This window comes from Nonomuraea sp. NPDC050536 (genome assembly GCF_044457685.1).
In the GTDB taxonomy this organism is placed as follows: Bacteria; Actinomycetota; Actinomycetes; order Streptosporangiales; family Streptosporangiaceae; genus Nonomuraea.
The window spans coordinates 142,880-165,212 of sequence record NZ_JBITHD010000008.1; the positions used below are offsets into that span (position 1 = coordinate 142,880).

The 22,333-nt window shown below is 68.7% G+C and carries 10 protein-coding genes; 5 read left to right on the forward strand and 5 right to left on the reverse strand.

Annotated features, from left to right (window positions below; all coding sequences use genetic code 11):
* Positions 1 to 48 precede the first annotated feature (48 nt).
* The 4 genes from ACIBHX_RS23740 to ACIBHX_RS23755 all read right to left on the reverse strand — a co-directional run bounded on the left by ACIBHX_RS23740 (position 49) and on the right by ACIBHX_RS23755 (position 17,047).
* On the reverse strand, positions 49 to 12,078 hold the full coding sequence (locus tag ACIBHX_RS23740; RefSeq protein ID WP_397069374.1) for a LysM peptidoglycan-binding domain-containing protein: 12,030 nt from the start codon (positions 12,076 to 12,078) through the stop codon (positions 49 to 51).
* Positions 12,075 to 15,581, reverse strand: coding sequence for a hypothetical protein (locus ACIBHX_RS23745; protein WP_397069375.1), 3,507 nt, complete (start codon positions 15,579 to 15,581; stop codon positions 12,075 to 12,077). The genes ACIBHX_RS23740 and ACIBHX_RS23745 overlap by 4 nt, the downstream gene beginning before the upstream one ends.
* A gap of 56 nt (positions 15,582 to 15,637) precedes the next feature.
* On the reverse strand, positions 15,638 to 16,339 hold the full coding sequence (locus tag ACIBHX_RS23750; protein WP_397069376.1) for a hypothetical protein: 702 nt from the start codon (positions 16,337 to 16,339) through the stop codon (positions 15,638 to 15,640).
* Positions 16,340 to 16,759: 420 nt separating this feature from the next.
* Positions 16,760 to 17,047, reverse strand: coding sequence for a hypothetical protein (locus tag ACIBHX_RS23755; RefSeq protein ID WP_397069377.1), 288 nt, complete (start codon positions 17,045 to 17,047; stop codon positions 16,760 to 16,762).
* Between the two features lie 294 nt (positions 17,048 to 17,341).
* Between ACIBHX_RS23755 and ACIBHX_RS23760 the strand changes: the two genes are divergently transcribed.
* From ACIBHX_RS23760 to ACIBHX_RS23770, 3 genes are all read left to right on the forward strand, one after another.
* Positions 17,342 to 18,220, forward strand: a complete 879-nt coding sequence (locus tag ACIBHX_RS23760; protein ID WP_397069378.1) for a potassium channel family protein — start codon at positions 17,342 to 17,344, stop codon at positions 18,218 to 18,220.
* Positions 18,221 to 18,405: 185 nt separating this feature from the next.
* Positions 18,406 to 19,170 (forward strand): phytanoyl-CoA dioxygenase family protein, encoded by a 765-nt coding sequence (locus ACIBHX_RS23765; protein ID WP_397069379.1) that lies wholly within the window; start codon positions 18,406 to 18,408, stop codon positions 19,168 to 19,170.
* A complete protein-coding gene (locus ACIBHX_RS23770) occupies positions 19,167 to 20,072 on the forward strand; it encodes an AraC family transcriptional regulator (RefSeq protein WP_397069380.1) in 906 nt (301 codons plus the stop codon). The genes ACIBHX_RS23765 and ACIBHX_RS23770 overlap by 4 nt, the downstream gene beginning before the upstream one ends.
* Here ACIBHX_RS23770 and ACIBHX_RS23775 read toward each other — a convergent pair.
* Positions 20,067 to 20,402, reverse strand: coding sequence for a winged helix-turn-helix transcriptional regulator (locus ACIBHX_RS23775; protein WP_397069381.1), 336 nt, complete (start codon positions 20,400 to 20,402; stop codon positions 20,067 to 20,069). The two genes, ACIBHX_RS23770 and ACIBHX_RS23775, sit on opposite strands and share 6 nt — an antisense overlap.
* 464 nt (positions 20,403 to 20,866) lie before the next feature.
* On the opposite strand from ACIBHX_RS23775, the gene ACIBHX_RS23780 reads away from it, so the two are divergent.
* Together ACIBHX_RS23780 and ACIBHX_RS23785 are read left to right on the forward strand one after the other, a co-directional pair.
* Positions 20,867 to 21,706, forward strand: a complete 840-nt coding sequence (locus ACIBHX_RS23780) for a PhzF family phenazine biosynthesis protein (protein WP_397069382.1) — start codon at positions 20,867 to 20,869, stop codon at positions 21,704 to 21,706.
* A gap of 101 nt (positions 21,707 to 21,807) precedes the next feature.
* Positions 21,808 to 22,314: a hypothetical protein gene (locus ACIBHX_RS23785; protein WP_397069383.1), complete on the forward strand. Its 507-nt coding sequence runs from the start codon at positions 21,808 to 21,810 to the stop codon at positions 22,312 to 22,314.
* The last annotated feature ends 19 nt before the right edge of the window (positions 22,315 to 22,333 follow it).

Here is a 22,333-nt window from a genome sequence, read left to right on the forward strand (position 1 = left end):
AGGATGTGTACACGCCGCGGGCTGGGCCCTCTCCCCTGGGACCGCCGGTCAACGGGTGGGCAGGGGCGGTACCACGTTCGTGACGGCCAAGGTGAGGTTCCGCAGGCGTAGCAGTGGCATGGGGTGGCGGGTGAGGTTCGACAGGATCGTGAGATCGAACCGCAGCGTGCCGTCGGCGCTGTTCGGTGGCGCGTCTGTGAACCAGGAGAACAGGGCCGCGGTCCAGTTGAGAATCATCTGTTTCAACGCGTGGTCAGGAGCGTCGCCGGCCACGACCACGCTCAGCGGGGCCTGGAGGAAGATCGGCAGCTCGATCGCCTCCAGGATCGGATTCAACCGATAGGTGTAAACAGCCTCGACCTGGATCGTCACCGTTTCGACCCCCTCCGGCAGATCGTCGAACAGCGCGGCGAACAGGGCGCTGAGGTGCTGGTCGAGCGTGCGATCTGGTCCGCCGGGGCCGATCTGGGCGATGTCGACCAGTGTTGCGGAGTCGATGGTCGGCAGCAGGGGATCTGTGAAACTGATGTCGGGGGTCGTGTAGACGAACGGCTCGGCCGATGGCGGCCGGTCCGGCAGAATCCGCTCGTTACGGGTGATCCAGACACTCGACCAGGCATCCTGCCGCTCGAGGATGTCGAGGTCGGGCACGACCACGGTGCGGCCGGGGACCTTCTGGCCGTCGACCTGGGAAAGATACTGCTTGGTCTTCGGGTCGACGTAGTAGTAGCTGAATGAGGGGACGGCGTCGGCTGGCTCTTTCGGGACGTACCTGCGCGGCTCGTACCGGTCGGGAGCGACGAGGACCACCGGTGTTCCCATGCCGTCCGGCACCGCGCCGATGATCGTGACGAGCAGGGCCGTGACCGTCTCTCCCGGGTCGTCGGGGTCGGGCAAGTCGATGGAGCCCTCCTCGACCTGGAACGAGTAGGTCAGGTCGGCTTGCCCAGCGAAGGGCCGAACCGGCGGGTCGAGGATCAAGGCGAACCCGGATGAGGAGGTGACGCGCGTCAGCAGGTCCGTGAAGGAGGTGAGGGCGACGTCGGCGTCATGGATGATCTGTTCGTCTTCGGTGGTGGCGTCGATTCCCGCCAGGATGGTGTCGAGGTCGGCCCGCACCTGCGGGTAGATGGTCACGAACTCGGCCAGGGCGGGGAACCAGTCAGCCACCGAGTCGGCCGCCTCCGTCTGGGCGACGTTGAACTCGACCTGGCCGTACACCTTGTCCTGCACGTAGTGGAAAGGCAGCGACCAGGTGAAAGCGTATGTCCACTTGGTGAGCTCGGAGAGGTCCTGTGAGGTCGGATCGTCCGGAGTGCCGTTCTGGCTCACCATGGTGGGGCTGGCCGGGAAGGACCGCAGCACGAGCGGCACCGGGAAGGCCCCGAGTGGCCGGGTCAGCGGATGGGTGTCGCCAGGTACGACGAAACTCAGCCAGCTCGACGCAAGGTAGCCGTTGATCCCGTGTGGCTGAGCTATCTGGTGTTCGATCATGCTGGCGTTCCAGGCCAGGTCGAGGTCGATGGAGCCCACTATGGCCCCGTGTTCGCTGACGGTCTCGGGGGCCATGAGGAGGAACGGCAGTGCGGCGTCCTTCGCGGTCGTGAGCGGAAGCTTGGGCGAGGTGAGGGTGATCTCGCCGCGCTGCTCGCCTTCGGCCATCCTGTCGACGACGTCGCCGAACAGCCGTGGCGCCGTGGTCGCCAGCGGATCCTTGATGTCCGCGTCGACGGCGGCGGTGAACTGGATGCCGGCCCTCGTGCTGTAGGCGTTGGACAGCCGGGAGAGCAGGTACTGGTAGAACTCGCCCTGTACGGCGGTCGGGTCAGGTGTCTGGCCCGCGTAGAGCGGGATCATCCATGTGCTCACCGCGGTGGCCAGGAGCTTCTTCTGGTCGAGGATCTCCTGGAGGTGGTCGGTGCCGCCGGTCCTGGCCGTCACGATCCGCATGGCCGAGGTGAACTCGGGGGCGAGCGTGTCGTCGACGGTCGCGAGGAGCATGCGGCCCCAGACGTCCATGTCGATGTCGACGAAGTCGAGGTGGCGGGAGGGCGTCGTGGAGATGCCCTGGCCCGTGGTGTAGTCGTAGATCGCGACGCCGGTCCGGGTCTGGAGCCGGTTGGAGATGGGGCGGGGCGCGAACAGGTCGGGGTCGCCCACGTCGGTGACGGTGTAGGAGATGGCTTCGCCGGTTCCGGTACCGACGCGTACCGCCCACAGGGTCGCGCCGTCGCGCGAGGTGGACGCCTGAGCCCGGTCGACGCCGACGGCCACCTTCAGCAGGTGCGAGCCCGGCACCGAGAGGGCGGTCTCGAAGTCCTGCGCGAACGCCGTCAGCCCGAGGGCGTCTCCGCCCGAGCCGAGCGGGGAGGACATGGGGGCGACCTTCGTGGTGGCCGACCGGATGCCGGGCATGGTCTCCAGGCCGCCGAGCACGGCGCCGCCGGTGCGGCGCAGCGTCAGTTCGACCGAGAGTTCGTAGACCTGGGACGGGTTCAGGTCGTCCGCCGCCAGGGGCCAGGAGATCGTGTGCGGGGACGGCGGCACGGGCACGTCGGTGGCACCGGCCGCCCGGCTCCGGAGGAAGGCGTAGACGGCGCCGGCATCCGTGAAGAGCCAGCCGAGCAGCGCCATCCACTGCGTGCTGTCGACGTCGACGGGCTTGTCGAGAAGCGAGGTGGTTACCGTGGCCGCCATGCCGTTGCGATCGGTGAGCTGGTAGTAGAGCGCGCTGTAGACGCTCAGGTCCCTGGCCGCCGCGTCCGTCAGGGACGACGAGTGGTCGCCCTGCTCGTCGGGGAAGCGGAAGGTGGCCGTGCCCGTGTAGGAAGGCTGCGCTGAGTCGCCGGACCGCACGCCGAGCACGTTCGACACCCCGAGCCGGTAGCCGAGGTCGGACAGGGGACGGTCGGTCGTCAGGGTGACGGTACGGCCGTCGCCGCCGAGGGCGACCGAGGCGATGCTGACACCGCCGTCGAGGCGGTAGTTGTCCACCCGGGTGGCCGAGGCGGGATCGAGGGCGTCGGTGAAGGTCGCTCGTACGGTGTTCGCGTCGGTCGCCGTCGCGGAGATCAGGCCGCGGTAACGGCTCGGATCGAAGCTCAGCCGGAGGTCGAGTCGCGGCGCGTCGGACGGGCCCGTGACCCGCCAGGCCGACGAGACCGACGGCCACTGGCTGAGCCCGATCAGGGCGTCGGTGTAGCCGACCCGGATGGGCGGTTGGTTGACGGGTCCGTCGCCGCTGACCGGTGGCGTGGTGAGCGTGGTGACCAGGGTGTTGCCGTAGTGGTCCTGCCAGGAGAAGTCGACCTGGAGGATCGAGCCGAGGCCGCGGTAGGGGTCGCCTTCTGCCGGCGGCAGGCCCGCCGCCGCCTTGGCTGGGGCGATGGCGAAGCCCGGATACGGCAAGGACTGGTGGTACTCCCAACGTTCGCTGATCGGGGCGACCCGCACCTTGTCGTGATTGGGCTGGGAGTCGGTGGGCGGTGGCGTGGGCCCGGCGGGCAATCCCATGTTGCTGGCGGAGAAGTACACGTTCTTGGCAACCCGGTAGCCCAGCAGGCTGAAGGTGTTGAGCAGGAACAGCTTCGCGTAGTCGCCGCCCGGTTTGACCGGCACCTCATCCGGTTTATCCCGGGTGGCCGTGAGTGCGGCGACGCCGGCTTGAACGGTGGCGTCGCGCACCGTCGGCCCACCCGCGACCGTGATCTGCTGCTCGTCGGCGAACAGCCCCGTGACGTCGGCATTGTGGGCGGCCAGGGCGGCGAGCTCCTCACCGTAGAAGGCGGCGATGTCGTCGAGGGTCGCGGTGTGCGGGCTGCTGCCCGCGGTGACCCGCATGGTGGGCAGGTCGACCGCGGCTGGGAAGGGCAGCGGGTCGGGCAGGCCACCGGTCCAGCGGGGGTTCGCCGCCTCCAGGCTGGCGAGGTCGGGGAGGTCGAAGTCGGCGACGATCGTGGCGAGGGGGATGCCGCCGGGCGGAGCCTGGAACACACCCTCACTGATCAGCAGGCGGACGCCGGTGCGCAGTCGAAGCTTCCGGTTGTCGACGGCCAGATCGGCCACGTCGGAGTACGTGCGCTCGGAGAGGAGAGCGAGCGACAGGTCGGCCGTCGCGGTGACGGGTGCCTCCATGGGGGCGGCCTCCGCGAACACGACGGACCGCGAGGTGTCGATGCTGTCACCGGTGACGACGGCGGTCATGTAGTCGGCGACCCGGTCGCCGGCGGCTTCGGTCAAGGGCTTCGCGTACAGCACGATCAGCGAGACCTTCGCCTCACCGCGGTCGTTGAAGATCCGCTCGGGCAGGCCCCGGCCGCTCCCGCCGTCGTAGTAGTAGAGGTAGAAGCCGCCGGTGCGGGTGATGCTCGCCTCCCACAGCAGCCGCACGAAGGCCGACGGGGTGTTCAGCAGCCCGCCGGGGGCGGCGATCTCCGCGCCGGTAAGGGGCGCAGCTGTCGGCGGCCTCGTCTCGGTCGAGAGGTTCACCTGGGAGATGCCCATCCTGACGCCGGTCGGCGCGTCGCTCTGCACACCGCTGGGCGCGGCCGTGGTGGCATCGGGCGGATAGGCCAGCAGGAGCTGGGCGAACGCGCCGTCGTCGGCGCCGATCTCCTCGACGATCCGCTCGAGCAGCACCACGTCGGCACCACCGGCGCCGACGATCTCGTAGGTGGTGGCGGTGGCCGGGCTCGTCGCGACGAGCGGCACCCGCTTGACGGTGAACTCGACGACCGTGGCCCAGCCGTGCGAATCCACCGCCGACGTGGTCGTGCCACCGGTGGCCTCGTCGTAGGTGGCCGCCCGTACGGCGAAGCGCGGCGTCATCCCCCGACGGGGGTCGGGCAGGTTCACGAGCGCGTCGGGCAGCGTCCAGATGCGCAGCGCCTGTACCCGGTCCCCGCTCGGGGGCGGGCCGTAGGGCAGGGTGACGCTGGTCGGCGCCTGCCAGACGGCCACGGTGGTGAGGGGGTAGGTGGCCAGGTGCCGCTCGTACATGGGGTCGGCGCCGAGGGAGGTGAGCCCGATGTCGAACGGCCTCGCCGTGCAGGTGGTCACCAGGTCGCTGAGGCGGGTCGCGTCGGACGACCCCGGCTTGATCTTGATCGACAGCGTTTCGGCCCCGCCGGCGAAGGTCAGCCACGTGGGGCGGCCGTCGCGTCGGAAGGTGACGGTGAAAGGGCCGCCGGCGTCGTCGACCAGGGGGACGTCGATCTGCTGACCGGTCAGGGCGTAGAGGCCTGCCTCCGGAGGCAGGGTGAGCTTGCCGTCTACGACGTCGACCCAGATTCCCTTGGCCTTCGGTGTGATGCCGGTGGTCGGCAGGCGGGTGCCGTGCATGGCGTAGCGGCCGGCCATCCGGGAGAGCTGGCGGATGGCCAGGGTGCGCTGAGTCTCGGCGATGATCTCGTCCACCCGATACTGCGCCAGGTGCGGCACGTCGATCCACGGGGCCGGGCGGCTGTCGGCGTCGACCGTGGCGAACAGGTCGGAGACGACGCCGTTCGCCTCGGCCATCCCGAGCACCTCGACGGGGATCGCGAAACGGCGGGCCACCGAGGTGAGTGTCTCGTTCGCGCCGGTTTCGTAGCCGAACGGCGGCAGGACGACGAGGGCCACGTCGGCCAGCAGCCGCGGCTGGGTCAGCACGCCGCTGTTCTCCAGCAGGTCGGTCACGCTGACGGCGAAGTGCATGGCCACGTCGGCCAGGGTGTCGTTCGCCTGGACGGTGTACTGCCTGTCGCCGTAGCCGATCTTCTCTCCGATGCGCAGCACCGGGCGGCCGGCGTTCTGCAGCGCCAGAGCGGTGCCGGTGAACCCGGGTGAGCCGCCGGAGGAGTAGGCGGGCAGCGCGGCGATGCCGGCGAACGTGCTGTCGGTTCTGGCCTGGTAGGTGACGAGCGGTGCCGTCAGCGAGGCCCCGTCCGTGAAGAGGGTGCGGTCGGTCAGCAGGCCGGTGGCGCCGCTGAGCAGCTCGGCGAGGCGCGCGCCGAAGTGGCGGGCCACCCTGATGAGCGTGCTGCCCGACGGGAGCTCGTAGCCCGTGCCCTTGTAGGTGATCGTCGCACCGGTCCGCAGGAGCCCGTCGGCACCGGCGTTGGCCGTGGCCAGGTCGGTGGGGCTGACGGCCGACTGCAGGGGACCTTCCGACACGCTCTGGAACGAGTCGGTGCCGCTCACCGCGAGCTGCGCGCCGATGGTCAGACGACGGCCGGCCTTCAGCGGGTGCGCCGGGTTGGCTGCGAAGAGCCCGGGAACCGAGATGCGGTCCTCGCCGGTGAGCTTCCCGGTGGCGTTCACGTCCGCGACTATCCCGGCCGGTGAGGTTCCGTCGATCACGTACTTGAAGTCGCGCAGCGACTCCAGGGCCGCCTGCACCATCTGGCGGGCCAGCAGCAGGAAGTAGTCCGACTGAACCCACTCGGCCATCGACAGCGTGCGGCCCTGCGTCAGCCGCGCGGTGGCGGCCCTCTCGTTGCCGACCTGCACGGCGAGCTGGTCGAAGTACGCGCGCAGGTCGGTCAGTGTGGTGTCGCTGAGCTCGTTGTAGGCGGCCAGCACGTAGTCGTAGCCCGGATAGGACGAGCCGTAAGCGGGTGCCGTCAGCCGGAGGGCGGGGGGCATCGGGAACGCGGTGGCGCTCGCCTTCCCGGCGACACTTCCGTCGGGAACAGCGGCGGTGAAGGTGAACTGACGGCCGAGGAAGGAGTCGACGTCGTCGGGCGTGATGGGCAACGGTGCGCCGTCGGTGCTGACGAGTACCTCTTCAAGGAGGTGGGCCAGATCAGCCTGCGTGACCACGAGCCGGTCGACCTGCTCGGGCGTCAGGTCGTCGGTCTGGCCGGCGGCGACGACCCAGCGCAGCACCATCTTGGCCAGCAGCTCGAAAGGCGTGTCCGTGGCGGCGGCGGTCGCCGCCACCACCTCGGACACCGTGCCCTCGTTCTCGGGCACCGTGTCGATGAGCAGCAGGAACACCTGGCATGGCAGCTGCTTGGCAGGGGCCTGCGTCTTGTCGCGTTCGTCGTGGGCGACGGTGATGCCCGGCGCCAGCCAGCCGGTCAGGGCGGCGGCACCGGAGGGTGACGGCTGCAGGCGCCGCCAGCGGTCCGGGTCGGCCGCGGCAGCGATCAGTTCGGGCCGGGGCGCGCGCCGGTGTCCGAGGCGGCGGTCGGCGGGCCCCGCGAGCCGATGTCCAGTGGCGGGCGCCGTGACCCACGGCGGGGTGCCCGCGTTGTCGATGGTGAACGTTTCCTTCAGCCGCATCGAGAAGCTGAAGGAGATCTTGATGGAGAACAGCCCGAGGTCGATCGCGATCGACACCGACACGTCGACCGCCACGATCACCGAGATCGCCATGGACACGTATGACTCGTAGCTGAGCTGGAGCAGCAGCTTCAGCGTCACGTTCACGTCGGCCTTCACGACGGCGAAGTCGACCCTGCCGTAGAGCCGGCCGACGATGCCGAACGTGCCCCGCAACCAGAAGTAGTAAAGGTCCTGGATCTGCGCGGGGTCCTGCGTGGCCTTGGCGGGCAGGTAGGGGTTGAACTTGCCGAGCACGCCTTCGGTGATGCCGACCGCCGTGACGCTGAAGCCGGCCTGCAGTACGCCGTACTCGATCGACTTGCCGAAACCGATCCGCATCCCGAACCCGAAGACGAACACGGGGTTGAACGTGCCGTTGAGCGCCTTCGGCACCTTGTCGGTGGTGGCGCTCGACAGCTTGCCGAAGTAGAAGCCGGCCGAGCCCTGCACGGGGATGCCGGGGGCGATGATCCCCTCGATGGTGAAGGATCGGGAGAAGTCCGTGTTCCACGGGAACCCGACGTCGACCTGGAAGTCGCCGTTGGTGTACACGGCGAGGCCGAATACCGGCAGCGTGATCGAGTAGGCCCCGATGCTCAGGTGCCGCATGGCGTCGGGCAGCGTGATTTCGGCCTGGTAGACACCCACGGTGTCGCTCACCTGGCGGTACATGATCTGGAAGTCGAGGCCCTTGAGCACCTTGGCCGCGTCGCCCGCCAGGGCGACGCGCAGCGCGTACAGGTAGGGGTCGTTGAAGACCAACTGACTCGTCACCAGGTAGCCGACGGCGTCGGCCGTCGGGGATGCGGTGCTCTCGCCGAACCGCAGGATTCCGAGGTCGGCCCCGATGATCCAGCCCACGGCCGGGTCGAACGTGACGTCGGGGATCTTGCCGGGTTCGGGGTCCTTGAGCTTGGCCATCAGCTCGACGGCCTTCTGCACCGTGGTCGCCGAGGTGAGTCCCTGGATGGTCACGTGCTGGCCGAGGGCCAGCAGTCGCAGGTCGAGGTACTTGTTGCCGGAGCCCGGTGCGGCCGGAGCGGTGCCCGGTTGGCTGGCGTCCCACGGCCCGAGCGTGCCGGTGTCGCCGTTCGCGCCCTCGCCGACGTTCCACGGGAACGAGCCGACGAGGGTTACGGCGACCTTCTGGGCGGCCTGTGAGTTGTAGGCGACGCTGATCTTGTCGATGCGGGCGAAGCCGAGTTCGATCGGTCCGACGTCGACGTTGAAGGCGACCTTGTCCCGGCTCGAATTGGTCTTGTTGAAGGTGTAGGTGAGTGACAGGCCGCTCAGCGGGATCGAGTTCAGGACGCTCCACGGTGCTTCGAGCGCGAACTTGGAACCGGTCGCCCACGACACCATGGTCTCGACCATGCTGCCGACGGTCGTGTTCTTGGTGAACGTCAGCGTGGCGACCCAGTCGCCCTGTTCGCCGGGGCCTTCGACGGTGCCCTGGAGCCCACCCCACACGATGCCGTAGCTCTGCTTCGACGGGCAGTAGTCGAAGAAGACCTTCACGTCGATGTCCTGCCACGTCCACTCGGTCTCCAGCCGGGTGAACCACCCGGTGCCCTCGCAGCCGCCGGCGGCCTGGTCGAGCGGCACCGTCGAGCCCGACATGCCGGGGAGGGCGGCCAGCGACGCGGCGGTCCCGGCGTTGTAGCCGAGGGTGAGCGAGGCGGACGCCTTGAGCCCGGAGATGAACGGCACCTCCCAGGGCTCGGCCGTCCGCCCGGTGAACACCCACGAACCCTTGTCGACCGCCACGGTGAGGCCGAGTCCCGTGATCCCGTAGTCCTGCTCGATGTGCCATGACGGTGGCAGGAACTGGTTGGCCAGGGCGGAGAGGCTCACGACCGAGTCGGGCGCCTGGACGACGGCGAACGTCCAGCCCGCGCCGGTGGCGTAGGACGCGGTCAGTTCAAGCGGTACGGCGGACTCGCCCGAGCCGACGGTGACGTACCCGTTCAGCGAGCCCGTGACCATGCGGGAGAACCGGCTGGCGCCGAACTGGATCCCGTCGATCGAGAAGATCTGCCGCCCGGCTACCACGACGGGCCAGTCGATGTTCAGCGCGCACGACACGCTGTAGTCGCCGGTCCCCGGCGTGAACGAGCTCTGGAACTCGGTGACGGCCGGTTCCGACGGCGGGCGCAGTGCGACGCCTGGAGCGAAGGCGTTGATGATGTCGCTGATCCGCAGCACGCCGGACACCAGGCTGCCGGTCAGCACCAGTTCGGGCCCGGTAGCGCCGAGCATGATCGTCCCGGCGTCGTCGCCGGTGCCGAGGGTGAAGGTGCCCCGCACCGTCCAGTCGACCCGCCGCTCCTTCAGGTCGGCGGGTTCCTGCACGACCACGTCGACGGACACGTTCTCGACCTGGACGTCACCGACCAGCTTGAAACCGGCGCTCGTGCCGAAGCGGAAACCGATGGTCTCGACCTGGCCGGCCTTCGTGTCGTAGACCAGATTGGCGTTCTGAAGCCCGAAGCCGGCCAGGCCGTCGAACGGCGCGGGAAGCTCCCGCACCAGGTCAACACCGCCGGCGAGCTGGTAGAAGCGGGCGATGCCGGGGTAGGGCGGGGCGAAGGCACCGGCCAGCTGCCACTTGCCCTCTACCACCGGGAGCTGGAAGGCCAGCTCCACGTCGACGCCTTCGAGAGTGCCGCCGACCGACCCGGCGGGCGCGGCGCCGCTGTCGATGACGCACAGTTCCACGAACGGTGAGCTGAAGCCGATCCAGGGGATCTCGTCGAGCGCCCAGCGTTGGTCGTGGGTGTAGCGGCCGTTGGCGATCACGACGCCCTCGGGGGCCGTGAATCTGATCTTCGCGCTCAGCGGCACACCGAGGAACGACGTGGCTCCGGTGGTCACGATGGCGGTCAGGGTGCCGTCCGTGTATTCGGGGGTGATGGTCGAGCCGGTGAGGACGAGTCCCGGATCGGCGCCGAGGAAGCCGGTGTAGAGGTCGTGGATCCCACCCCGGGAGAGGGCGCCCGGCGCGACACGCAGGGTGCCGTCGACGGTGTTGTCCTGGAGTGCGGCAAGGAGGGTCTCCAGAACCGAGGGCGCGGCGAGGTCTCTCAGCTCGGCCTGCTGCGCGGCATGCAGGATGTACTGCATGAACCCGGCGCCGACCCTGAGCTTGTCATTGTTCGCGATGCGGTAGAACGCGCGGACGGAGGCGAAGTACTCGTGGAGTGGGCCGTCTGCGGGTTCGGCGTTGTAGGTGCGCACGAGGGCACCGGCCTTTGCGGGCGGGTTCTCGGCGGCGACCGGGCTCCACTCCGCCACCGGGAGGGTGAGCTGGTTCGCGGCGTCCTGGACCTTGCGGGGCAGCCGGGGCAGGACGACCACCGGCACGCCGGGCTCGTTGACGTGGACGGTCTCCCACGCCTCGTATCCGATGATCGTGGTCGGATACTGGATGCCGTAGCTGGCCGGCCGTGCGACGTGGAAGTACGGGTTGCCGATGTTCAGCGCGACGGTCGCCGTGCTCTGCCCCTCGAAGACGGGCGGCCACTTGCTGGCCTGCATCGACCACGTGAACAGGGGTTCGGGGATCTTGCCGAGGTGCACGAACAGCACCCGGTCCGTGCCGCCGGTGAGCCAGGGCAGTACCCGCTTGACCACGTCCAGAGAGTCTCCCCACACGAGGCGGATCCGGTCGGTGGCCTTGATCGACTCCAGCCATGCGGCCCGGAACCGCTGCCCTTTCAGGTAGTTGCGGTACTGCGCCTTCTCCCGGTCCGTGAGTGGCCGGTCGCCGAGTGGTCCACCACGGTCCAGCTCCAGCAGACCCTTGTATATCTGCTCGGATTCGGTCAGGCCGCCTCTGATGAGGCCGACCAACCCGGTCTTGTCCGAGTCGGTGCCGAAGACGTCGCAGGACAGCACCACGATCGACCTGGCGTTCGGGGCGGATCCGCCGTCAGGGGTGCGCTGGGAGGCCAGCACCGCCGTGAGCACCTCGAACATCCGCTCGTAGGCGGGCTTGGACAGCTCCATGTTGCCGCTCGACCGGATGCTGTACACCGGGCACACACCCCACTGCGCGTCGGCGGGGGTGAGTGCGCGCACGACGGCCGCCTGGGCCGAGTAGGCGCCGCCGGCGTAGAGGCGCCAGTCCGGCTCCGGCACCGGTGTCCGTATGTAGTAGGCCCGTTGCCTGAAGCTGTCGTACCCGAGGACGCGCTGTTTCGTCAGCGTGACGAACGGCCGGGTTGTGTCGGAGAACTGGATCTGGTCCGGGGCGCCCCAGAGGTACGGCTGGAGCCGCAGGAAGTACCGGGCGCCCACCCTCGCGGCGAAGTTCGGCGAGCGGATGTGCCCTCTCTCGTCGATGTCGTCGGCGCCACCGGTGAAACCGAGGTTGACGGGCGCCGGCTGGAGCCCCTCTCGCCACTCGATGAGCTTGACCTCGGCACTGTCGACCGTGCCTTGCGTGCCGCCGTGGACCTCCGGCAGGAGGCGGTGGAGCTTGGGCAGGGTGGGATCGCGTCGGTCTCCGGGGTGGTAGTACACCTCGATGGTCCCCGCATAGCCGAAGCCCTTGGCCGGGTCGACGGGTGCGGCGAGCTGGCGCAGGATGCCGATGGTCGAGGCCTGGTGGCCCGATCCCGGCGCAAAGTCGACCCACATCCGGATGACGGGGTTCTTCGCACGGTCATTGAGGTAGGCGCGGAAGGCCGTCAGGGACTCTGCCTGGCGGAAGTCCCAGTGGGGGTTGAAGTAGCGGTAGAGACTGTTGTAGAGCGCGCTGAAGTTCATGCCCCGCTGCCTTTCTTGCGGTACATCGCATACCAGCCGAGCCCCGACGATGAGCCGCCGGTGGCGGGGTTGCCGTACAGGTAGAACAAGGTCGAGCCGGGCGGGATGGTGAACAGCCCGAGCAACTTGAGGCCGATCTCGGTGAAGAGCAGCAGGAAGCCGTTCTTGTCCCGGTCGTACTTCAGCCAGATCTGCCCGAGCGACAGCTTCAGCACGGTCTGCAGACTGATCAACTTGGCGCCCCCTCCGGTCCCCGGCAGCCGCAGGCCGATCGCGGCCCGGTAGGCGCCGGCCGTGCCGCTGGGCTCGGGTGCCCACGCCGTCACGAGATGGGAGACGAGCCCGGTCTTGCCGGCCAGGTTGCCGGGGGTTCCCATGGTCAGCTGATAGTCGATGCCCCACCAGGGGCCGCCGTCGACGCCCGTGAGGCGTGCGTCGGTGACAGCGGAGGCGTAACCGCTCTTCGATGGCGGGGTGCCGGCGCCTCCGGACACGAGTCCCTGCAGGTCGAGGGCGTACTGCTGGAACAGGCTGCCGGGCCGGGGCGTGCTCGTCGAGAGGTCGAAGCGGATCTCGCTCGCGTCGAACGTGAGCTGAGCGGAGGCCGGGTCGTCGGGTGGGAAGCCCATGGCGATGCCGAGGTTCGAGAACGCCAGTCCGCGGCGCAGCTGCTCGCCCTGCACCGTGGGGTCGCTACCGAATGAGAAGACGTCGAAGTCGAACGTCACAGGCGTCTTCCCATCGGTCGCGGTGCCTTGGACGACCTTGAAGTCGACGAATCCGGAGAGCCCGAACCAGGAGGAGACCTTGCCGCCCTGCTGCGTCCCAGTGCTGCGGGTGGACATCACGGCATCGGTGATCTCGACCTTGCTCACGACGTCGTGGGTGAAGTAGAAGGTCGTGTCGGTCGTGCTCGACAGGCTGTACACCGGCCGGCCGTTGTTGGTCTGCAGCGAGCCGTGGAGCACGATGGCGGCGTAGGGGTTTCCGCTCGCGCCCATGTGGTCCACGGGCATGCCGAACCAGGTCGTGGTCGTCAGTTGCGCGTAGCTGGTGAACGTGCGCACGGCCGTGTTGCTGAACAGCACCTTCAACGACAGGAGCCGGAACTCGTACTCCGCGTCACCGGCCGGAGGCACCGGCTGCGCGGGCTTGCCGACGTCGGGCGTGGTGAAAGCCGGGTCGACGTAGTCGATCAGCCCGAACATCGAGCTGGCACCGTCGAGCCGCGGCCCCGGCGGGACGCCGTCCGCACCGTGTTCGTTGGTCATGGGAGAGATCTCTATGCCCAGGTGGTGGGCGTTGAAGCGGTCCATGTCGGTGATGCCGGCCGTGATACCGGCCAGGTCGTCGGGCACCTTGGAGATGTCCATGCGCAGCACCAGGACGCCGGTCCAGTTCTCGTCCGTGGCGATGGCATTGAACCGGGCCAGGTCGTCGCCGCCGGAGCGCCGGGCGGCGTCGAAGTAGTCCTGGAGCCACTGCGACAGGACCACCAGCTCGGCGGAGACAGCAGACGACGCCGGGTTCGGCCCGGGATCGGCGGGAGAGGCGAACTCCTCCTTCTGGGTCCACCGCTCCGGATTCGACAGGAGGCTGCCTGCGATGTCAGCGGCATCGTAGAGCTTGCCCTTGCGACCCTTCACGATGAGCACATTGCGATAGTCGCCGTAGCTGTTGCGGGTGCCGACGCCCGCAGCCAGTCTCCAACCACCTATCTCGACGGTGTTGAGAAAGCTGGGGGTGGTGCCGGAGCAGGTGCCCTCCCCACTGCCCGCCGGGCCGATCTGGTCGGCGTTGGCCACCACGAGGAAGAGCTGACCGGTCTGGAACGCCTGTTGAAGCGCGGGGGTGGGGTTGCAGAAGCACAGGGCGAGGGCCGGGTTGAGGGTCTGGCCGAGCAGGATGCGTGTCCAGCGCCCGCCCTCGACCGTTGCCAGCAGCCCGCTCGGCGTGGTTGTGGTGTACGGTTCCCCGTCCGCGGCGCCGTTCCCTGCCTGGCGCCGGGAAGGTCGCCCATGGTCGGCGCCGATCAGCCGCCGCCTGGTGGGGCCGATGATCTGACGCTCGAAGTCAGCCGTGTCGGACGGCGAGAACCAGCGGCCGGGCTGCCCATACGTGGTCTGCGGGAGCCCGGCGTACGGCGCGAGGGGCACGGAGACGCCGTCCGGGAGCAGGTTCGCCGGACCCTTCCAGCCCATCAGCTGCGTGCCCTGATTCCAGATCGGGTTGTCCCAGCCGTAGAGCGCGGCCCCCTTGGGCTGAGCCACGTAGGGAATCGGGGTCGCCGGGTCACCGGAAACGACCGTGGCCCACGACGTGGTGTAGGTGGCATCGAGCAACGGCGCCGCCGTGTCCACCGGGGCGGCCACCGGCGACACCTGCTGGAACGGATAGCGGGGCGCGTATGCGGGCTGGTATGGGGTGAACCTGATGCGGTCGCCTGGCCAGGCGTTCCGCCTAGGCCTGAAGGTGATGACCTCGGTGCCGTGCAGCCCGCACAGGAGGTCGGCCGACTGGGGTTCCTCGGCGGTGGTGAGCACGAAGTCACCCATGGGGGCGAGCTGGAGTTCTTGGTCGGTGTCGGAGGTCGGTACCCCGCCGGTGAACACCAGGGCGGCGGGGTACGGCTCCGCTGCGCCGACCACCGGCACGAAAGTCACGCCAGTGCCACGACCGGTGCGGTACAGCGAGACGAGCGTGGTCGCGGAGCCGTCGGCGTTGCGCCCGGTGAAAGCCAGCACGGACCGGATCGCGTAGGAGTCGCCGTCGTTCGCGCGGTTCGCCGGGTTGCTCGGGTCGATGGTCACGTCGAAGCCGAGGGCGTCGGGCGGAGTTCTCGCGGCCAAGGGCAGCCATTGGTAGGCGGCCGGCTGCGGCCCGCCTGTCACCGGGTAGAGAAACTGGAACCCCCACGACGAGGCGTCGTGCAGTGACGGGCGGGTGAGGAAGATTCGGAAGGCGAGTGTGCCCAACATGGCCCCGTCGAGGGAGAGGACGGCCGACGCCGCGGGGGGCGCGGCGGTTGGGGCGCGTTCTCCGTCGAAGGAGACCACGCCACGGACCGTCACGCTCGTTTCACCCAGCGCCAGGGTCGATCCGTTGGCCACGGTCAGTCGCACCCCGGGCAGGATCGGTGCCACAAGCCCCGTTTGTACTGCCGTCCCCGCCTCGTCCATGCCGAGCAGCGGTGCGTTGTCGCCGTCGAGCGGCGGGTGCTGCCACGCGAGAGGCTCGTTGAGCCAGATGAACCCCCTGGCCGGCCCTGAGGAGACAACCCGGCTCAGGATCGCGGAGACGAACGTCCCCGCAGTCCGTTCGCTGATGTCGGGGTCGGCCGCCGTATAGACGAAGTTCCCGAGCAGCGTGGTATCCGACCATGCCTCCGCGAGGGTGATGGTGTCCTTCTTCGTGCCGGTCGGCAGGACCAGCAGGAGCCGGCCCGGACCGGCGGGTGAGGCGAACAACTGGTCATTGTCGAACTGCTTGAGAAACGTGGTCATCGGTGGCCCCCTCAAAGCTCGGGCGGGCCCTCGCCCGCCCGAGCCTCATCTGCTGGTCAGCCTCGGCCCTGGGTGAAGGTCAGCGAGGAAGCGAGCACCTTCTGGTTCCTGCTCGACGGGTCGGAGGACCAGCCTGAGGTGAAGAAGCCGATGGTGTAGGTGAGCCCGACGCCGATCGAGACGTCGTTGAACGCGGCGGTCCCGAAGTTGGAGTCGATCGTCACCGGGGTGACCCAATTCGGCGGCTTCGTGTACGAGGCCACCTCGCCGCGCCACAGCCCCATCCACGCCAGATTGGTCTCGGCGAGGTAGCCGGCCAGGCAGTCGAACTGCACGGCGACGGACGTAGGGCCGACGAACTTGAGGGTCATGAAGTCGTGCTCCAACTGCGGCGGGTCATCCGGGCTGGGCACGAACGCCGAAGCGACCACATTGCGGGCCTTCTGCGCATCGGTCTTCATAGGGCCGACCGACAGGCCGATGATGTAGGAGTTGTCCTGCACGTTCAAGCCGGTGAAGCTCATGCTCCCGTGCTGTTGGGAACCGATCGGCTGGGTCTTTGCGGTGTTGTCCCACGGGATCTGGTCCTTGTCTTGCCAGATGGCTACGACGCAGCCGGCGTCGGCGGGCCTGGTCCCCGGCATCATGTCGTAGGTAAGGCCGATCGTGTCGGCTGTCACATAGTCGACCAGGAGGCTCGTGACCCGCTGGTCGCTCTTGGTGATCTGGTTGATGAGGTTGTTCTCGACGGTGGTCATGATTCTCCCTGGGTGAATGCGCCTTCAGCACGCGGCCAAAGGATTCGGTGATCTGGTGATCCGGCCGCCGACCGTGCCCTGCTGCCGGGTTGTGGCGGGCGAACGGGCGGCAGGGGCGGTGCGATATGCGTCGGGCAGAGCAGGTCACGATGCCCGCTGAGCGGACAAGCGTTGAAGCGGGCAGCAAGCGTGGTCCTGGCGAGCGCTCTCCTTTTCCGATCTCATCCTCGATCTGCACAGAGTGCTCCCGAGAAGAGGGCGGCCGACTGATCGTGGAACGCCGGTGGTGGTCCTGCGATCAGGTGATCGCTCTTGTTGGAGTACCCGGCAACTTCGGGTTTCGACAGCGACGTGCCGTTTCACCAGCAGGTTTTGGCGTTCACTGCCCAAACGGAGATCATTTGAGTTGGTCGGATCGAGCTAGCGCAACGTGCCGACAATGTCTCGATCATTTCGGCGTGTTCCGGCCCGGACGGCTCGGCGCTGATCATCTACCTGCGGCTGGATGGCGGCGTCCTCGACGAGCCGGTGGAGCCGCTCGTACACCTCGTCCATGACCACCTCACCGATCTGCTCCCCGGTCCGCAGCGGCGTCTTGACCTGCTCGGAGATCCGCCACCATGTCGTCTCCCAGAGGTCGCCCCACTCCGGCCAGCCGCCCACGGCCTGGATCTCGCGGCTGACCCTGTCCTCCTGATGGCGTGTCATGGCGATGGTGGCAGCCATCGGGGAGTCAGCCCCCTCGGAGCCATCGGCGTTGAAGTTGTGGATCACGTTCCGGACCTGAGGTGACCTCGGTCATCTTCGCCACGGGCATGCCCTGCGCGGGCATAAGCACCACCCGGACAGCCTGGCTGCACCTCCGATACGGCGAGTCTGCGTTCACCAACGGTGCCTGCGGCCTAGGCTCCAAGCGCGGCCCGGCTCGGGCTGCAGATCACCCCGGCCTTGCTGCACGGGTCGCCCCGCCGCTCCACAGGACACTCACTGCGGGAGAGATGAATGGAGTGGTTGGTCTCGCTGCTCGGGGCCGCGCTCATCATGGCCGCCCTACGAGACCTGTTCCACACGCTCTGGCACCCCACCCGCCACGGAGGCCTGAGCCGACTCGTCATGGCTACGTTGTGGAAACTGGCCCGGCATCTCCGAGCGCGCAGGCGTGTAGTAGGGCTCGTCGGTCCGCTCGCCATGGTGGCGGTGGTCGGCATGTGGGCCGTCACCATCATCCTGGGCTGGGCCATCGTCTACTGGCCCCACATGCCGGAGGCGTTCGCATTCGCACCCGGTTCCGGACTGTCGCAGGAGCCGGAACTACTCGACTCCGTCTACCTGTCGCTCGTCATGGTCGCCACCCTCGGGCTCGGGGACATCGTGCCCGCCGAAGGCTGGCTCCGCGTGGCCTCGCCCCTGGAAGCTCTCATCGGCTTCGTCCTCCTGACGGCCACCGTCTCCTGGGTGCTGGAGATCTATCCGACGCTGGCCCGCCGCCGGGTGCTCGCTGTCCGGTTGGCGCTGCTGCACCGCTCGGACCCGTCCGTGCAGCAGCTCGACTGCGCTGCAGGTGCGTCATTGCTGGAAAGCCTGACCACCGAGGTGGTACGTGTCCGTATCGACTTCACCCAGTACGCCGAGGCCTACTACTTCCATGACGGTGAGGACCACTCGTCCCTGGCGGCCACGATCGGCTATGCCACTCACCTCGCCCAGCACGGGCAGGCAGCCCGACGGGCAGATGTGCGTCTGATGGCCATCCTGCTCGCTGGCGCGTTGGAAGACCTCGCCACCATCCTTGACCAGCGTTTCCTCCACACGAATGGAACACCCGCGGAGGTATTTGCTGCGTACGCAGCCGACCACGGTCGCGCCCTCACCGGGGCCTGAGCACCCTGCCCACCCCGCGCAACGACCTGGCCACGTCTCGATGGTGGACACCGTACTGACCATGACCGACGGGACGCTCAAGCATGTCTCGCATGTCCGTTCAGCGAACATCGCTGTCCGCCGTGAGCCTGTCGTGGCAGGCGCCGGATTCCTAATGTCGATGTCGTTCACGACAGGAGGACGCGATGACCGTGACCACGACCAATCTCCAAGCCCTCGCCGGCCACGCTGCCGAGCACGGGTACGTACTCGTGAAGGGCCTGCTGACCAGGGACGAGGCGGCGGAGTACCGCCGGGTCGCCCACGACCTGCTCCGGCGGCTGGACCGGGATGAGGACCCGACCTGGGGGGCGGCCGCCGAGATCGCGGCAGGCGCGCCGACCCGGCTGCAGCACCTGCACGACGCGCAGTTCTACGCCGCGGCGTTCTCCCGGTTGCTGGTGGATGAGCGGTTCACCGCGGTGGCCGCGGCCGTGCTCGGGGTGCCGAACGTGCAGCTGCACCACACCAAGCTGTTCGTGAAACCGCCGGAGAACGGCTCACCGTTCCCGCTGCACCAGGACTACCCGTTCTTCCCGCACACCCATCACCGGGTCGGCGCCGCGATCTTCCACCTGGACGACGCGCCGGAGCGCAAGGGCTGTGTCCGGGTCGTGCCGGGCAGCCATCTTCAGGGGCCGCTGGAGCACGACCCCGAGGGTAGCCATCACCTCACCGACGTACCGTTCGAGGCCGCGATGCCGCTGCCCGCGGAGGCGGGGGACGTGCTGTTCTTCTCGTACCTGACCGTGCACGGCTCGGGGGTGAACGTCAGTGACGAGGCCAGGACCACCTGGCTGGTACAGTTCCGCGACCCGGCCGACCCGCCTGCGGTCCGGACGCACGAGTGGTCGCGGGGGCAGGGCATGATGCTGGCGGGAGTGGACCCGACAGGCGGGAGACAGGCTTGAGCTTGGCGGACGTGGCCGGTGCCGGTCGGCTGCCCGAGCTGGCCGGCCTGCTGGACACCTGCCAGGTCGCAGGGTTCAGGGCCGACTTCGTCAGCTGGGGGTTCTACCCGAAGCTGGCCTGGCGCAACTACTGGCACCGGCACTCCTTCCACGAGATCTGCCTGGCCTACACCGGCGCGGGCCGGTTCAGCGTGGGCGGGGAGCACCATGAGGTCGGCACCGGTGACGTGTTCCTGGCCAGGCCGGGTGATGTGCACGAGATCGAGTCGAGCCAGACGGATCCGCTCGGCATCGCCTACTGGGGCTTCACCCTGCGGGGCGGTCAGGACGCGCCTGGTCCGGACGAGCGTGGCTGGTGGTCAGGCCTCACCGACGCCGCCGGTCCCGTGGTGTCGCGCCGTACCGGCTCACTGGCCGAGGTCGTCACCGCACTGGCTGGGTACGCCGACCCGGTGCGGTCCGGGTACGACGCCGGGCTGGCCGGGCTCGGCGCCGCGCTGGTGGTGGACACCGCGAGGGCGTTCGCGAGCGAGGACGACCTGCGGGTCGACCCGCCGCCCAGGGACCTGCCGTCCCGGGTGGTGGCGGCGATGCAGCGGCACCTCGCCGACAACCTGTGCCGGCCGGTGCGGGTCAGGGACGTGGCCGCCGCCGTCCACCTGTCCGAACGGCACGCGGAGCGGCTGTTCCGGGAGCAGACGGGCGCGTCTCTGATGGCGACCCTGCGCAGAATGCGGCTGGAGCTGGCCGCGGCCCTCCTGCTCGACCCGGGCCCCACGGTGACGGAGGTGGCCCGGGCATGCGGCTATCCCGACGTCCGCGCTTTCAGCACGGCTTTCCGCCGCCTCCACGGCCACTCCCCCCTCGAACACCGCACCCACATCGGAACCCTGCACCTATAGGGACGTTTCTCTGGCCCATTGGAGGCTCCAGGCGTTCAGGGGGGCGAGTGCCTTGACGAGGTCTTCGCCGAGGTGGGTGAGGTGGTAGCCGTCGTCGTGGAGGGTGAGTAGACGGGCGTCGACCAGTTCGCCGAGGCGGGTGCTGAGGACGCTGGAGGACATGCGCTCGCATCGGCGCTGCAGTTCGCGGAAGCCTGCGGGGGCCTGGCTCAGTTCCCACAGGATGCGCAGTGTCCAGCGGCGCCCGAGCAGGTCGAGCGCGGCCATGACCGGGCGGCCTGTCTCGGATCCCCGGACCGGCGCGCCCGGTCGAGGCGCTCTGGCTTCCATGTCCGCTCCTTGCGCTTTGCTTATCGAAGCAGCATAGTGGTTCGAAACTCGAAGCAGGAGTACGGCATGCCGCGCATCCAACCCCTCCACCCGCCCTACACGGCCCCTGTCGACCAGGCACTCCGCCGCTGGATGCCGCCCGGCGTGCCGTACGAGCCGCTCATGCTGTTCCGGGTGCTGCATCGCAGAACAACTCCGGGCAACCACCACCACCGACCCCGCTGCCAACGCCCCGTGGCTGCCACGCCATGCGGCGCTGCTCGACGCGGTCGACGAACTGCACGACACGGCGCAGCTCTCGCCGCTTGTCTGGAACGCCCTGCGCGTCCACTACGAGGACGCCCAGTTGCTCGAGTTCCTCGTACTGACCGGCTGGTACAGGACCATCAGCTACCTGGCGAACGGACTCCTCCTGGAAGAGGAATCCTGGGGGGCCGCGTTCCCGGCGCAAGAAGGAACTGCCGATGAGTGAGCGCGGCCTGCCTGTCGCGATCGTCCGCGCGTGCCTGCGCGACGGCAGCGGCGGCAGCCCCACCGCGGTCATGGACGAGGCGCCGTTGAGCGACGACGAGCGCCGACGGGTGCCGGTCCTGATGGGAACCTCGCACGCCGTCTTCGTCTCGGTTCACCACGGTCAGCCCGCCCTCCGCTTCTTCACCGCCGAGGGCGAACTGCCCGCGTGCGGCCACGGGACGGTCGCCGCCCTGGCCTTCCTCGCCGAGCGGGCCGGGGGCGAGGAGTACCGGGCGATCCTCCACGCGTCGGGACGCGCCTTCGCCGGCTGGTCCGTACGGGAGAATACCCAGGTCAACACCACCTTCGAAGCCGGGCCCGTCGACCTGCGCGAGCCGACCGCGATCGAGCGCGACCTCGTCCTGCCCGCACTCGGCATCACCTCGAACACCCCCGGTAGCCGCGTCGCCGCGGTGGGGCGGGCGCGGATGCTGGTTCCCGTCGCCACGCCATCCGCCCTCGCCGCCCTCGACCCAGACCTCGAACGGCTCCGTATCGCCTGTGACCGTCTCGGCTTCCTGGGCTGCTACGTCTACTCCGCGCCGACGCGCACCGGCCGGGTCCCGGCCCGCATGTTCGCCCCGTCGATCGGCGTCGCGGAAGACATCGCCAACGCCAACAGCACCGCCTGTCTGGCCGCTCATCTGGCCGGCCAGGGCATCACCCACCTCGCCGTCGACATGGGCGACTCCCTCGGCAGCCCCTCCAGGATCACCGCCACCGCACTGAACAGCGGGCTGATCCACCTGGGCGGCACCGCGGAGATCACCCGCATCGCCCATCTGCCATAGCGGCCATGTGCTGCACGACGGGCACGCCGCGCCTTATCTGCTGGACGATCACGAGATGAGGGCAAGAAGCGTTATCTTGTCGCGTCGCGCAGTACTCCAGGATGTTTCTGCGTGAACGTTACGATCTGGCGATGCGATCCTCCGCGTTGGTCGCCAGGTGGAGGGCTGCTCCATCCGGCCGGAGCTGGCCATGGGTCGTCGGTCAGATCGCCGGAGCGGGGCTCGCAGGCTCGCTGCTCGGCCCCTGCTTGTTTGTCGTCGCTGTCTTTGTTTTCGGGCTGGGCCCGATCGTCTTGGTCTTCGCCGCGCTCTTCGCGATGGTCGTGTTGTATGTCGTGGCACTCATGACACGAAAGGGGTCGTCGATGACGGCGACTCCGGGTGGCAGAACGATATGGGCAGGCGTGGTCTTGATTCTCGGGGTGATCGGCTGGGTTGCCGGGGCGTCCGCCCTCGGCAAGCTGGGACTATCCACGACGGACCCGCTGTGGTGGTCGTTGCTTAGCGCGATCCCGTTCGCCCTGGCGGCAGCGCTTTGTGCGGGAGGGTGGATCTCGCTCGTCTCGCTCACCTTGACCACGGCCCTGATCCTGACTGGCTGTTCCTAGGAATCCTGCTACTTAGCGA